The sequence below is a fragment of the Arthrobacter sp. B10-11 genome (assembly GCF_033142195.1).
Taxonomy (GTDB): Bacteria; Actinomycetota; Actinomycetes; order Actinomycetales; family Micrococcaceae; genus Arthrobacter; species Arthrobacter oryzae_C.
Map to the genome: position 1 here is coordinate 44930 of NZ_JAWMTH010000007.1, position 13058 is coordinate 57987.

A 13058-nucleotide genomic window follows, 5' to 3' on the forward strand; every position below is an offset into this window, starting at 1 on the left:
AGTCAGCGGATACTCAGCGGACGGGGGCGGCGGGCTGCCTGGTATCGTCACCGGCGGGAGCGTCGGCGGGGAGTGCCGGGCCGGCGACCTGCGCAGCAGGGGGCACGGCCGGAAGGCGCTTCCGTCCTGTCCCGATCCGCCGGGACCGCCCGTACACGAGATACATGGTGACGCCGGTGATGACCATCAGCAGCACGGTGTAGACGAAGGTATTTGCCACGCCGTCCACGCCCTCTGCGCCGTCCGTGTTGGCCTTGATGACGAGGCCGAGCGGCTGGACCAACGGGTGCGCCAGGAAAATGGCGGTGTCGTAGTCGTCCAGCATGCTGTTGAAGTTAAGGGCGGCGATGGCCGCTGCGGCGGGAAGGACCAAGGGGAGCAGGATGCGCCGGAACACATAGATGGTCCTGGCCCCCATGATGGTTGCCGCCTCCTCCAGGGAGGAATTGACGGAAGCAAAGGAGGCCTTCAGCATCCTGAGCGTAAACGGGATCTTCACCGTCACAAACGCGATCAGGAGGATGACGGTGGTCCCGGTCAGGACGGCGCCGCCCACCAGCGGGTTCGGGTGGTCGTAGCTGATGATCAGCCCCAGTGCCAGCAAAGCCGACGGCAGGATCCAGGGGATGTGCAGCAGGTACTCGAACGTGGCTGTCACCCAGTTTTTATGCTTCTGCAGGATCCGCGCCACAAAGAGCAGGCCGCCGACGGCGATGACCGCAGCAAGTGCGCTGTAGATGATGCTGATGACAAAAGGCCTCAGCCCCGAGGGCTGGGTCAGCACGCGCACGTAGTTGTCCACCGTGAGGCTGCCCGGCGAGAGCTGGCCAGTCTGGATGGCGGCGCCGTCGGCGAAGGAAAAAAGCACAATCAGGACTACCGGCAGTGTGTACACCGCGAACAGCAGGTACGCGGCTGCGTGGACGGCGATATTGGCTGCCGGGTTGCCGATTTTCTGCTTCTGCAGCGCGGAGGAAACCTTGGATACCGAAAAGTACGTCCCGCCCTTTTCCAGGCGCGACATCACCGCGAGCATCAGGATCGTGGCTACGCCCAGGATGACGGCCAGCAGCGCCGCCAGATCACGGGACGTGGGGCTGTTTGTAAACGTGAGGATCATCGGAGTGATGGTCTGGAAGTCGCGGCCGCCGAGGACCTGGGGCGCGCTGAGCGCCCCCAGGCCGGTCAGGAAGGACAGGATGGTGACGGCAAAAAGCGTGGGCTTGAGCATGGGCAGCACGATGCGGTGAAGGATGGTCCAGGTGGAGGCGCCGAGGTTTCTGGCCGCTTCGATGGTCTGGTAATCGACGCCTTTGACGGCGTTCGCGACGAAGAGCATGTGGTTGGTGGTGGTGGCGAACGTCATGACCGCCAACACGGCGAAGAATCCGGAAAACCAGCCGGGGTCCATGCCGGGAAATACGTTGAGCAGGAAGACAGTGACGATTCCCTTGTCGCCGTAGATGAACTTGTAGCCTGCTGCCAGCACAATTCCGCCATAGATGAAGGTGGTGGCGTAGCCCAGGAACAGGATCCTGGAACCGCGGATCTTGAAGTAATGGGTGACCAGGACGATGAAAATTCCCACCACGTTCACCGTGATGGAGAGTGCCACAGCCAGCAGGAAGCTGTTGCCCAGCGACTTCATGGCGCGCTGGGAGGAAAGAAGCTTCTCCGCCGCCCGGCCCGAAAAGCTTCCGTCCGGGAAGAACGTTTCGATCAGCACGTTCGCGTTGGGCCAGACGAGGAAGGCTGCGATGAACCATGTCAGGACCGTTCCCACGATGATGATGAACGGGGAACGAAGCATGCTCCTGGCCGGGGTTCCGCTCATCGGAGGGCCGCCGCCTGGTCCTGCGCTTCTTCGTCCTGCTCTGCAGGATCCTGCGCTGCAAGACTTGCGCCCGTGTCGGGGCGGTACTGCAGCACGTGGTCCGGCTGCACATACACGGTGGTCTGCGCACCTGCTTCGGGGTGCACGCCGCCGTCTTCCTTGACCAGCAGCCGGATCTCGGCGCCGTGGCTCTCCACCACGTAGCGGCTGTGGAGGCCGTGATAAGTGCGGGACACCACCTTGCCGGGAAGCCCGACGGCGGTGCTGCCGGCTGCTGTACCGCCGGCTGCCCCGTCGCCGGTTGCGGGTGGCGTCAGTGATGCTTTTTCCACCCGCAGGTAGGAATTGGCGGCCGTGCTGAGCCCCGCGCCGGAGAGCCGGTTCACTTCGCTAACGAATTCCGTGGTCAGCGTGGAACTGTCGCCGATGAAATTGCACACGAATTCCGTGGCTGCATGGTCGTAAATCTCCTGCGGAGTGCCCACCTGCTCCACTACGCCCTTGTTGAAGACGGCCACGCGGTCACTCATGGCCAGGGCTTCGTCCTGGTCGTGGGTCACGTAAACGGTGGTGATGCCGAATTCGCTCTGCAGGTCCTTGAGCTGCTGCCGGAGCTGGTGCCGCAGCTTGGCGTCGAGATTGGACAAAGGCTCATCCAGCAGCAGGATCTTGGGCCGGAGGACCAGTGCGCGGGCAACTGCCACCCGCTGCTGCTGGCCCCCCGAAAGCTCCGCCACGTTCTTGTCCAGCTGTTCGTCGCTGAGCTCCACCCGGCGCGCAATGTCGCGCACCAGGCGGTCGCTCTCGGCGGACTTCTCCTTCCGGACGCGCAGCCCGAAGGCGATGTTTTCCCGGACGCTCATGCTGGGGAACAGGGCGTAGTTCTGGAACACCATCCCCACCTGGCGCTTATCGCTGGGCAGGCGCGTGACGTTCCTCCCGTCCACATGGACCGTTCCCGCAGACGGTTCGATGAACCCGGCCAGGGTCCGAAGCGCCGTCGTTTTGCCGCAGCCGGACGGGCCCAGCAAGGTGAAGAATTCGCCCGGCCGGACGTGGAGGTCCAGGTGCGGAATGGCAATGAAGTCGCCGAAGGAAACTTCGATGTTGTCCAAGCGGATCATGGGGAGCCTGTCTGGTGTGGCGGTTGAAGCAGGAAGGGCGGGGCAGGGCTTAGGTCATGTACTCGAGCTCGATCTTCTCCACCCAGGAGCCCATGTTTTCCTGGACGAAGTTCCAGTCGATGTCCTGCTGCTTGAGCCCGTCGAAGAATTCGACCACCTCCGGTTTGGCCTTGGCGGCCGCGCTCTTGTTCACGGGCATTGAATTGAACTGCTGCGCCCATTCACCCTGGACGTCGGCGCTGCCGAACCAGTCGATGAACTTCAGGGCCTGTTCCTTCTTGTCCGTTCCCTTCACCAGGGCCACCTGCTCCACTGCGAGCGGGACACCCACGGAGGGCATCACTGTTTCGACGTTCACCTTGAAGGACTTCTCGCGCTCAGCCACGATCGACGACGGCATCTGCCCCATGTCCACTTCCCCTGACGCGATGCGGGCAAAGAGGTCGGTTTTAGCGACGGCCGGGCTGCCGTTCTGGAAGTACTGCTCCACCTGCTTCCAGCCTTCGTCCGAGATGCCCAGCTCCCCGGAGTCGTCCTTGTAGCGGGAGAGGATGCCCGCGAAAACCAGTTGCGCCGTGGCGGTGCCGAGCCCCGTGACCCGCTCATAACGCGTCTTGAATTCGTCCTTGGACCACAGGTCGGTCCAGTCCTTCGGTGCCTGGTCCGGCGTGAACTTGTCCGAGTTGTAGCCGAGCAGGATGGCCTGCTTGACCAGCGGCCAGTAGGCCTTGTCGTCGCCGCCGTCTGCCAGCGACGCGTCGACTTCGCCGGCCCAGGCCGGTTCGTAGGCCTCGATGGCATCGGCTGCCTTGACCTGCGCGAAGTACATGTTGTTGAGGCCGAAGGCGACGTCGGCAATCGGGTTGTTCTTCTCGGCGATCAGCTTGTTGGTCGCATCGGCCCCGCCGGCGCCCACAATCTCAATCTTGAAGCCGGCTTCCTCGGCCTTCTTCGTCAGCCACTCCCCGCGGCCCTCGCCATTGGAGTTGGTGTAAACAACCAGCGTGTCGCCGGATGCCCCGCCGGCGGACGGAGTTGCTGATGATGTTTCGGGTGCTGCGGCGCCGGCACCGCAGCCGGCCAGAAGGGTGAGGGCGACGGCGGCGGCAACCATGGTTTTGAGTTTGTGCACGATTGAGACTCATTTCTGAACTGGAACCGGAGCATTGTCCGGCAAGCCTATAGCGGCTCATGCCGAATGGGGCCGTTTATAGCTATCGATTCGATAAACTACCCGGCCTCGGCGTTCGAGTCTTGTCGGGGCTCCCTAACGGGGTGTGCCCGCGGCTTTAACGTGCGATGAACTTCCAGCGTCCCCGCAGTGCGCCCTCAGTCCTGTTCCAGGGTCTCTGTCAGGTGGTGCGTAGGGATGCGGTCGCGGTCGTAGGTGATTTCGGTGTAGCCGTGGGGTTCCGGCTTGCCGTGCGGGTTGAGGTTCACGAACACGATTTCCTCAATGGTGAGGATGCTCTGCCGGGTGATCATGTTCCGTACTTCAGCGCGCATCGTCAGGGACGTCCGGCCGAACCGCGTGGCGGTCAGCCCCATCTCGATCAGGTCGCCCTGCACCGCGGAGCTGACGAAATTGATTTCGGAAATGTATTTGGTGACGGCCCGGCCGTTGCCGAGTTGCAGGATGGCGTAGATGGCCGCTTCCTCGTCGATCCACTTCAGCAGGCTCCCGCCGAACAGCGTGCCGTTCGCGTTGAGGTCTTCAGGCCGCACCCATTTGCGGGTCCGGAAAGTGATGTCTGCCGATTCCATAGTGCGAGATTAGCCGACGGCGGCCCGGCTGCCGCAGTGTGACGACGGCGGCAGGCGCCTGCCGCCGTCGTCCGGCCTGATTGCCGCTGCGCCGGAGCCGGCGGGCCGCCAGCGGCCGCCTCAGGCCATTGCGGTGTGCGCAGCGCTGTGTGAGTCGATCTTCTTGGCGTAGCAGTACGAGTGCTCAACTCCGATGTAGGGCCCGAAGTTGGGCACTTCGTCGAAGCCGCAGCTTTGATAGAAGTTCCTGCCGTCCGGCTGGGCCGAGCCCGCCTCTGCGGTGATCGAGGTGACGCCCATGCCGTAGGCGTGCGCCTCCAGCGCAGCGAGGATGGAGCTCGCGACGCCGGAGCCCCGAGTGTAGGGGAGGACGTACAGCCGCTTGATCTCCGCCGTCTTCGAGTCCAGCATCCGCAGCCCGCCGCAGCCCACCGGCTGGCCGGAGCTCTTCTCGTAGGCAACCAGGAACACGGCGGTGTCCACTTCCGACGGCGGCGGTCCGGGTTCATGGTCTTTCGTGCCGAAGCGGGCATCCAGTTCCGCCTGCTGGGCTGCGCGCAGGTCGGCGCCCACGGGGTTGGCCCACGTGACTTGCCTGATGTTGAGACGGGGGTTGGTCTGCATCACTGCCTCGATTCGCCGAAGGGCCGAAGGGTTATGCAAAACAAGCCTATGAGGGGGCCGTTTCCGCGGTGTTTCCTGCGCGTAAGCGTCCGGAGAACAGGACGCCAACAGCCTTCGTCAGGTAGGAAGCCCGTCTAGCTATCAGATCGGCTAGGATAATTCAATGGCTTTGAACAGCAGTGCCGGGTCCGGCTATTGGTACGGCGCCGACGGGCAGTTCGACCATGGCGCGGCCGTCCTGCAGGCCCTGCGCGAATACCGCCATGCCGAAGTGGCGACCCGGCGGTCCGCCAGGGACTCAATGGGCATGGGGGAGACCGACATCCTCGCCCTGCGCTACCTGTTGCGTGCGCGGGCGTCCAACCGGTCCGTCGTTCCCAAGGATCTCAGCATGTTCCTGGGCATCACCAGCGCCTCCACGACCTCCCTAATTGACCGCCTGGTGGGTAGCGGCCACGTCCGGCGTGAGCCCCACCCCACAGACAGGCGGTCGCTCATCGTTGTTCCCACCGTCGAGTCCGACACCGAAGTCCGCGCAACCCTGGGGGATATGCACCGCCGGATGATGGCCGTCGCGGAGGAGCTGACAGCCGAAGAGGCTGGCGTCGTCATCGCATTTCTCCAGCGCATGCGCGGGGCGATTGAGCCGCACCCTGGTTCCCCGCCGTCGCAACTCCCCTCCGACCCGGCTAAGCAGGACCCGGCTAAGTAGTTAGACAAACTAGTTATCTAGACTACTTATATGTATGCTTACTATCAGGTTATCCCCCGATGGTTGGCATAAGGAGTTGCGTTCACTTGGTCGCATTTACCGGGTTTGACGGGCCGGACCAGCGGTCCGGGCTTGCCGTGCCGGAGTCCGGCTCCCGGCTGGAATACGGCCGCATCTCCAACGGCCCGGCGGGCTATCCGCCCGAACACTGCGGCGTTCCCATGGAGTGGTCCACGCCGGCTGCCCGGACCATGGCGGCGTATTCCTACGATGCCGGCGAAACTCTGGCTGACCTGCCTGACGTGTGGCGGTGCTCTTGCGGGTTCCAGCTGGACTCCTGGGTCAACATGGCGCCTGCCGCCGGTGTTCTGGCCGATATCAGCCGATCGTGACGGGGACGGGCGCACGTCAGTCCCGCGAGATCTGGGATGAACATTCAGACGCGCGTTATCTCCTCAACGAACGCATCGGCATCGGCGCCACAGCCGAGGTGTTCCGCGGCACCGATCTGCGGGACGGCCGTCCTGTCGCCATCAAAGTGGCTGCACTCGCCGAGGACCGGCATAGGGTGCGGCTAGCCGCCGAGGCGGCACTGATGGCGGGGGTGCGGCACCCGGCACTCGTGCGGTTCGTTGATCAGGGAACCGCCGCACCGGACTGCCCCTGGCCGGGCCGCGCCTTCCTTGTCCAGGAGCTTGTGTACGGAAGCAGCCTGGCGGAAAGGATCCGCTCAGGTCCCGCGCCCGGAACTGAAGTCGCTCCCTGGGCGGTAGGGCTCCTCTCCGGGCTGCGGCATCTCCATGCGCGCGGGATAGTGCACCGCGACATCAAGCCTGCGAACCTCCTGCTGAGCCACCTGCGCAAATGCCCGGTCCGGATTGTCGACTTCGGCATAGCTGCGCCCGCCGGGACCAGGCCGGAGCCGGGGACATCGTCCGGCACGGTGCAGTACATGAGTCCGGAGCAGGCAGGCGGCGGGGTGGTCCGGCCTGCGGATGACATCTATGCCCTGGGCCTGGTCCTCCTCGAATGCCTCACGGGAGCCAAGGCCTTTCCCGGGACTGCCATCGAGTCCCTCGTCGCAAGGACGCAACGGAGCCCGGCCATACCCCGGCACCTTGGTGCACCGTGGGAATCGCTGCTGGAATCAATGACGGCCATGCACGCGGCCGACCGCCCGACGGCGCTGGAGGCCACGGCTGAGGCTGCCATGCTGCTGCAGCCGCCGCATCCGCTTCGCCGGCGCGTGGCCGCACGCTCGGGGAGCTACTGCTAGGCGGGCCTGCCCGTAGGGTCCCCGGCGGTCGGGTCGGCCAGGGCCAGCCCGCCCACCGGGCTGTCGTCCCAGTGGATGAGCTTCCAGCCGTCGTCCGGAGCGCCTTCCAGGGCAACAATGCCGGTGTTGTTGAGAACGTGCTTTGCGGCAAAGCCCGGTTCAATATTCGCTGCCCGCAGGCCCGCCCATGCCCGGATGGCAGCACCGTGGCTGACCACGGCAACCGCCCCGGAGTCCCCGATGCCGTTAGCCCGTTCGGCCACCGTGGCGATCGCGGCGTCATAGCGGTCGAAGAAGTCCCGTCCGCTCGGCCCCGCGGGCATCCGCCGGTCCAGGTCGCCGTCTGCCCAGGAAAATATGGTGCCCAGGTAGCGTTTGTGCGATTCGTGGTCGGTCAGTTTTTCGAGCGCTCCGGCCTCGATCTCATGAATGCCCTGAATCACCTCGGTGTCCAGCCCGTGAAGCCGGGCAAGCGGCGCAGCGGTGATCTGGGTCCGGACCAGGGTGGAGGCGTACAACGCGTGGATCCGCTCATTCGCTAAGGCGCGGGACAGCGCCTCCGCCTGCTGCTCGCCGAGTTCGGTGAGTCCCGGCCCCGGGTGCGCGGTGTCCAGCTGGCCCAGGACGTTGCCGGGGGTCTGGCCGTGGCGGATGAGCAGGAGCCTCATTTGAGGTGGTCCACCAGCTGGTCCGCGATGCCCGTGTACTTGCCCGGAGTCAGGGCCAGCAGCCGGGCTTCGGCTTCTGTGGAGAGACCCAGGCTCTGGACGAATTCCTGCATCCGTGCGGCATCCACGCGCTGGCCCCGGGTCAGGTCCTTGAGGCGCTCGTAGGGGTTTTCCATCCCTTCGACGCCGGCAATCGCCTCGGCGCGCATCACCATCTGGATCGCCTCGCCCAGGACTTCCCAGTTCGTGTCCAGGTCAGCGGCCAGGACGTCCTCGGCCACGTCCAGGCGCTCCAGTCCCTTGGCCACGTTGGAGATGGCCAGGAGGGAGTGGCCGAAGGCCACGCCGATGTTGCGCTGGCTGGAGGAGTCGGTGAGGTCGCGCTGCCAGCGGGAGGTCACCAGGGTGGAACCCAGTACGTCCAGGAGGCCGGAGGAGATCTCCAGGTTGGCCTCGGCGTTCTCGAAGCGGATCGGGTTGACCTTGTGCGGCATGGTGGAGGAACCCGTGGCGCCGGCCACCGGGATCTGCGCGAAGTAGCCGATGGAGATGTAGCTCCAGATGTCCGTGCAAACGTTGTGCAGGATCCGGTTGAACCTCGCGACGTCGGCATACAGCTCAGCCTGCCAGTCGTGGCTTTCGATCTGGGTGGTCAGCGGGTTCCAGGTCAGGTCCAGGCCTTCGACGAACGACTTCGCGACCTGCTGCCAGTCAGCGCCCGGAACGGAGGCCACATGGGCGGCGTAGGTGCCGGTGGCCCCGTTGATCTTGCCCAGGTATTCAGTCCCGGCAATGCGGTCCAGCTGGCGGGTCAGGCGGTGGGCGATGACGGCAAGTTCCTTGCCCAGCGTGGTGGGGGTGGCGGGCTGGCCGTGCGTGCGGGACAGCATGGGAACCGCGCGGTTGTCCTCGGCCATTTTGCTGATCTGGGCCACCAAGGCACGGGCCGCGGGCAGCCACACGTCCTCCACAGCGCCCTTGACTCCGAGGGCATAAGAGAGGTTGTTGATGTCCTCCGAGGTGCAGCCGAAGTGCACCAGGGCGGTCAGGTGCTCAATGCTGATGGCCGGCAGGCGGCGGCCGATGTAGTACTCCACGGCCTTGACGTCATGGACCGTGACGGCTTCGATGTCGGCGAGTTCGGACACCGAAGCGGCGTCGAATTCGGTGACGATCGCACGGAGCTGGTCCTGCTGGTCCTGGGTCAGCGGGCCGGCACCGGGAAGCACGTTGTTGCTGGTCAGGTGGATGAGCCATTCAACTTCCACGGCCACGCGGTCCCGGTTCAGGGCAGCTTCAGACAGGTAGTCCACCAGGGGGGCGACAGCGGACTGGTAGCGGCCGTCCAGAGGGCCGAGGGCAATCTTGTCCGGCGACGCGGCAAGCGCCAGGCGTCCGGAAGGCGTACGGGTGTCAGCTGTGGCGGCAGTTTCAGGCATGCCCTGATTCTTTCACGAAGTCGCGCCGCCCCTTAAGCGCGGGGTCCGTGTGACTTTTCCCCACCAGGCCGGAGGCTCCCGGGCCTCTTTTCGTTGTCCACATAGCCGACGACGCCAGTTCCGGCAGGCGCTCCCGCTACGTAGCGTCGTCATCACCGAACAGACATCAAGATAGACACGGTCAGGAGATATCGAATGAGCGGCAGTTTCACCGCGGCAGATGCCAATGCGTGCGCCTCGCGGAGCTTCGAGGTTCAGCAGCTCGCCTGGCGGGTCGCCTCGTTCGCCTACAACCTCGACACGTTGACGCTCAGGTTCGGCCGGGTTGAGCTGTCCGAATGGCAGTCGCCTGCCGGGCAGGCATACCGCACCGCCGTCTCCCTGCAGGCGGCCGCCCTGGGGCGCGCGAGGGAGCGGCTCATGGCGGCCTCCGACGCTGTGCTTCGCCATTCACAGCAGGTCCCGGTCGCATCCCAGCGGACTCCAGGGGGAGGATACTGATGGCCGAGGCCACCCCCTCCGGAAGCGGCGGACCGCTGGGGCCACTGGAACTGGCAACCGAAGGCACCATGCGGATCCGTGGCGGAATGGGCGGAATCCGCTTCCAGCTGGAGGAGCTCATGGCGGGCGTGGCGGAGCTGGACGGCATGGCCGACGAACTCGCCAACGTTGAGGTCGGAGTGCGGCGGATTTGGGAAGAGCTTTGTCCCTACCAGTACGAGCCGCGGCCCAGCGGGACCGCAGCACTGATAGCAGTGGGCGAAGGTTGCCAATCGGTACGTGCTGTCAGGGAAGCACTCCAGCGCCTCGGCGACCAGGTCCGCGCAAGCCATCGCGACTACGAAAGAGCGGAGTCCCTTTCGGTGGCAGGGTTCCGGCTCCCGCAGGACGGCTGGAACTTCCTTCCCTTGTTGTTCGTGGATCTTACCCAGGCAAACTACCCCAGCCGGGATGCAGCGGAGGCCCTCGCGCTGCCGGTGGCAATCGGGCTGCTGACCACCATTGCGAAGGAGGACCTCGCCCGGGCCATGGCCGCAGAGCTGGCCGCCGGGCGGTACATGTCAGCAACAGGTCCCGTCCTTCGCAGGTTGGCGGAGAACCACTTCCCGCAGTTGAAACCCAGGCCGGTCACTGCGGTAGAGGAACTGACACGCGACGTCGACGTCGACACGTCCCCGGCGGGCCTGCTCGCCCGGCTCAGGGAGCTGGACGCGGACGGGCACGGAACGATCGAGGTGGTCCAGGTCGAGAACGGCGGGCGCAAGGCATTCATCGTCATTGTCCCCGGGACGCAGCGCACGGATCCGCCCGGCGGAGCGAACCCGCTGGATGAGGCAGGAATTGTGGAGGCACTGGGATACGGCTCGGAGCAGCTCAATGCCGCTGTTGCCTCCGCCTTGCACCAGGCCGGGGCATCCAAGGGGGACCAGGTGGTGGCCGTCGGCTACAGCCAGGGCGGCGCGCATGCCATGAACCTCAGCAGCGACAAGGCCTTCCTCGCCGAATTCGACCTGAAATATGTACTGACAGCCGGTTCGCCGGTGGGCGGGATTACCCCGGCAGCCGGAATCACGTCCCTCCACCTTGAACACCGCCAGGACTGGGTCCCCGGCAGCGACGGTATTCCGAACGCGGACACCCGGGACGGGGTCACCGTCACCCTCACAGACAGGGTGGTTACCCCCGACGGAAAAGACCCCGGCCTCGGGCCTGGCCACAACCTGGAAAATTACGAGGCAGCGGCCAGAACGGTTGCCGCGAGCGGGGACCCGTCCCTGGTGGCCAATACCGCAGTCCTCGCCGGAGTTGTGGGTACGGGCGGTGCCGCAACGGCGACGCGCTTTGCAGTGAACCGCGAACCGCAGGTTACGGCGGACCGCCAGCCGGGCCCGCCCCCGGGCGCGGCCCGATGGGTTGCCCGTTAGCCGTGCCCGTTAGCCGCCCTACCGCCGGACGCCGGTAATTTTTCCCGCCACCAGGGAAACAACCGTGATGATGATTGCTGCCAGCACCGCGGTCCAGAAGAAGGAGTCAATGGTGAATTTGACCGGGGTGTAGCTGCTCAGCCAGGACGTCAGGTACAGCATCGCCGCATTGATGACGATGGTGAACAGCCCAAGCGTCAGGATGGTGATCGGCAGGGACAGCAGGCTGACAATCGGCCGCACCAGGGCATTGACCAGCCCGAAGATCAGGCCGATGAACAGGTAGGCAAGAGCGATGCCCAGCGGGTCGGTGCCCTGCGTCACGCCACCCTGGGCAACGGCTTCGGTCGTCGCGGTGGTGGAGATATCCAGGCCCGGCAGGATCCAGCTCGCAATCCAGAGAGCCAGGCCGTTGATGAGGACCCGCACGATGAAAGAAAACATGGCCCCATGCTTTCACACGGGAAAGGAAAGCGGCAGGAGTGGAGAAGTAGGCTAGTTGGCATGACTTCACCAGAGAACCCCGCCGGCGGAATCAGGCCCCGCCCGGTGGTGGACAGGCTTCCGCGCTATGCCGCCGGCAAGCCTCCAGCCGCCGTCGAGGGCCTTGCCAGCTACAAGCTGTCATCCAACGAGAACCCGCTTCCGCCCATCCCTGCAGTGTTGCAGGCCATCGCGGACCAGACCGACTTCAACCGGTACCCGGATCCCCTGAGCAGCAAGCTCCGCGGCGCGCTCTCGGACTTCCTGCAGGTCCCGGCCGAGGACATCGTCACCGGTGCCGGCAGCCTGGGCGCCCTGAACCAGCTGCTGGTGACCTTTGCCGGACAGAACGACGACGGCAAAGCCGACGAAGTCATCTACGCCTGGCGGTCCTTCGAGGCCTATCCCATCTCTGTCGGGCTGGCCGGTGCTGAAAGTGTCCGGCTCCCCCTGACCGCGGACGGGCGCCACGACCTTGATGCCATGGCCGCCGCAGTCACCGCAAGGACCAAGGTCATCCTGCTCTGCACACCGAACAACCCGACGGGGCCCATCCTCGAGAAGGAAGAAACGGAACGGTTCATCCGGTCCGTCCCGTCCGACGTCGTCATTGTCATCGACGAGGCCTACCAGGAGTTCGTGCGTGCCGGAAACGCCGTGGACGGCATTGAGATGTACCGCAAGTACCCCAACGTGGTGGTCCTGCGGACCTTCTCCAAGGCGCACGGGCTGGCTGGCCTTCGCGTTGGCTACAGTGTCTCCAACCCCGACCTCACGCAGCATCTCCGCGTAGCTGCTACGCCGTTCGCCGTCTCCCAGATCGCCGAGCGGGCAGCGGTCACTTCCTTGCAGAATTTCAGCCAGGTTGTAGAAAGGGTACAAAGCCTGGTGGACGAGCGCGACCGCGTCACGGCAGGACTGCGGGATCTCGGCTGGTTCGTACCCGACGCGCAGGGCAACTTTGTGTGGCTCGATCTGGGGGAAAACAGCGCGGAATTCGCCGCACTGGCGGGAGAGCGTGCCCTGTCCGTCCGGGCATTCGGCAATGAGGGCGTCAGGGTGAGCATCGGCGAGGCGGAAGCGAACACCCGTTTCCTCGAGCTCTGTGCGGACTATACAAAGCCGCCACGGCGTTCCTAGCGCTTAACATAACCCCCGGCGTCCGCCTACTGCGGATAAAGTAAGGGACAGTAAGCCAAAATATATGCC

Annotated in this window: 14 protein-coding genes; 6 read left to right on the plus strand and 8 right to left on the minus strand. The window is 65.0% G+C overall.

What is annotated here, in order from left to right; genetic code table 11:
• Nucleotides 1-13 precede the first annotated feature (13 nt).
• From RW112_RS19135 to RW112_RS19155, 5 genes are all read right to left on the minus strand, one after another.
• Complete coding sequence (locus RW112_RS19135; protein WP_317783280.1) at nucleotides 14-1834, minus strand: iron ABC transporter permease; 1821 nt, start codon at nucleotides 1832-1834, stop codon at nucleotides 14-16.
• On the minus strand, nucleotides 1831-2958 hold the full coding sequence (locus tag RW112_RS19140; RefSeq protein ID WP_317783281.1) for an ABC transporter ATP-binding protein: 1128 nt from the start codon (nucleotides 2956-2958) through the stop codon (nucleotides 1831-1833). Before RW112_RS19140 ends, RW112_RS19135 begins: the two co-directional genes overlap by 4 nt.
• A 49-nt stretch (nucleotides 2959-3007) precedes the next feature.
• The gene (locus tag RW112_RS19145) at nucleotides 3008-4072 is read right to left on the minus strand and encodes an extracellular solute-binding protein (RefSeq protein ID WP_411709946.1); all 1065 of its coding nucleotides are present in this window, start codon (nucleotides 4070-4072) and stop codon (nucleotides 3008-3010) included.
• A gap of 215 nt (nucleotides 4073-4287) precedes the next feature.
• Nucleotides 4288-4722 (minus strand): acyl-CoA thioesterase, encoded by a 435-nt coding sequence (locus tag RW112_RS19150; protein WP_305942814.1) that lies wholly within the window; start codon nucleotides 4720-4722, stop codon nucleotides 4288-4290.
• A gap of 120 nt (nucleotides 4723-4842) precedes the next feature.
• Nucleotides 4843-5346 (minus strand): GNAT family N-acetyltransferase, encoded by a 504-nt coding sequence (locus RW112_RS19155; protein ID WP_305942813.1) that lies wholly within the window; start codon nucleotides 5344-5346, stop codon nucleotides 4843-4845.
• Nucleotides 5347-5509: 163 nt separating this feature from the next.
• On the opposite strand from RW112_RS19155, the gene RW112_RS19160 reads away from it, so the two are divergent.
• The 3 genes from RW112_RS19160 to RW112_RS19170 all read left to right on the plus strand — a co-directional run bounded on the left by RW112_RS19160 (nucleotide 5510) and on the right by RW112_RS19170 (nucleotide 7334).
• Entirely contained in the window at nucleotides 5510-6058 is a 549-nt protein-coding gene (locus tag RW112_RS19160) for a MarR family transcriptional regulator (protein ID WP_317783283.1), read from the plus strand.
• An 86-nt stretch (nucleotides 6059-6144) separates the two neighbouring features.
• Nucleotides 6145-6450 carry a hypothetical protein gene (locus tag RW112_RS19165; RefSeq protein ID WP_317783284.1) on the plus strand — a complete coding sequence of 102 codons (306 nt, stop codon included), beginning with the start codon at nucleotides 6145-6147 and terminating at the stop codon, nucleotides 6448-6450.
• A complete protein-coding gene (locus RW112_RS19170; protein WP_317783285.1) occupies nucleotides 6447-7334 on the plus strand; it encodes a serine/threonine-protein kinase in 888 nt (295 codons plus the stop codon). The genes RW112_RS19165 and RW112_RS19170 overlap by 4 nt, the downstream gene beginning before the upstream one ends.
• Here RW112_RS19170 and RW112_RS19175 read toward each other — a convergent pair.
• Nucleotides 7331-8002 carry a histidine phosphatase family protein gene (locus RW112_RS19175; RefSeq protein WP_317783286.1) on the minus strand — a complete coding sequence of 224 codons (672 nt, stop codon included), beginning with the start codon at nucleotides 8000-8002 and terminating at the stop codon, nucleotides 7331-7333. The genes RW112_RS19170 and RW112_RS19175 overlap by 4 nt on opposite strands.
• Nucleotides 7999-9441 (minus strand): adenylosuccinate lyase, encoded by a 1443-nt coding sequence (purB, locus tag RW112_RS19180; protein ID WP_317783287.1) that lies wholly within the window; start codon nucleotides 9439-9441, stop codon nucleotides 7999-8001. Before purB ends, RW112_RS19175 begins: the two co-directional genes overlap by 4 nt.
• Nucleotides 9442-9636: 195 nt before the next feature.
• Here purB and RW112_RS19185 point away from each other — a divergent pair, with 195 nt between their 5' ends.
• Together RW112_RS19185 and RW112_RS19190 are read left to right on the plus strand one after the other, a co-directional pair.
• Entirely contained in the window at nucleotides 9637-9942 is a 306-nt protein-coding gene (locus tag RW112_RS19185) for a hypothetical protein (protein ID WP_317783288.1), read from the plus strand.
• Nucleotides 9942-11366: a hypothetical protein gene (locus RW112_RS19190; protein ID WP_317783289.1), complete on the plus strand. Its 1425-nt coding sequence runs from the start codon at nucleotides 9942-9944 to the stop codon at nucleotides 11364-11366. Before RW112_RS19185 ends, RW112_RS19190 begins: the two co-directional genes overlap by 1 nt.
• Before the next feature lie 18 nt (nucleotides 11367-11384).
• Here the strand turns inward: RW112_RS19190 and RW112_RS19195 are convergent, their stop codons facing one another.
• Nucleotides 11385-11810 carry a phage holin family protein gene (locus tag RW112_RS19195; protein ID WP_317783290.1) on the minus strand — a complete coding sequence of 142 codons (426 nt, stop codon included), beginning with the start codon at nucleotides 11808-11810 and terminating at the stop codon, nucleotides 11385-11387.
• A 60-nt stretch (nucleotides 11811-11870) separates the two neighbouring features.
• On the opposite strand from RW112_RS19195, the gene RW112_RS19200 reads away from it, so the two are divergent.
• Nucleotides 11871-12989, plus strand: coding sequence for a histidinol-phosphate transaminase (locus tag RW112_RS19200; RefSeq protein WP_317783291.1), 1119 nt, complete (start codon nucleotides 11871-11873; stop codon nucleotides 12987-12989).
• Nucleotides 12990-13058 lie beyond the last annotated feature (69 nt).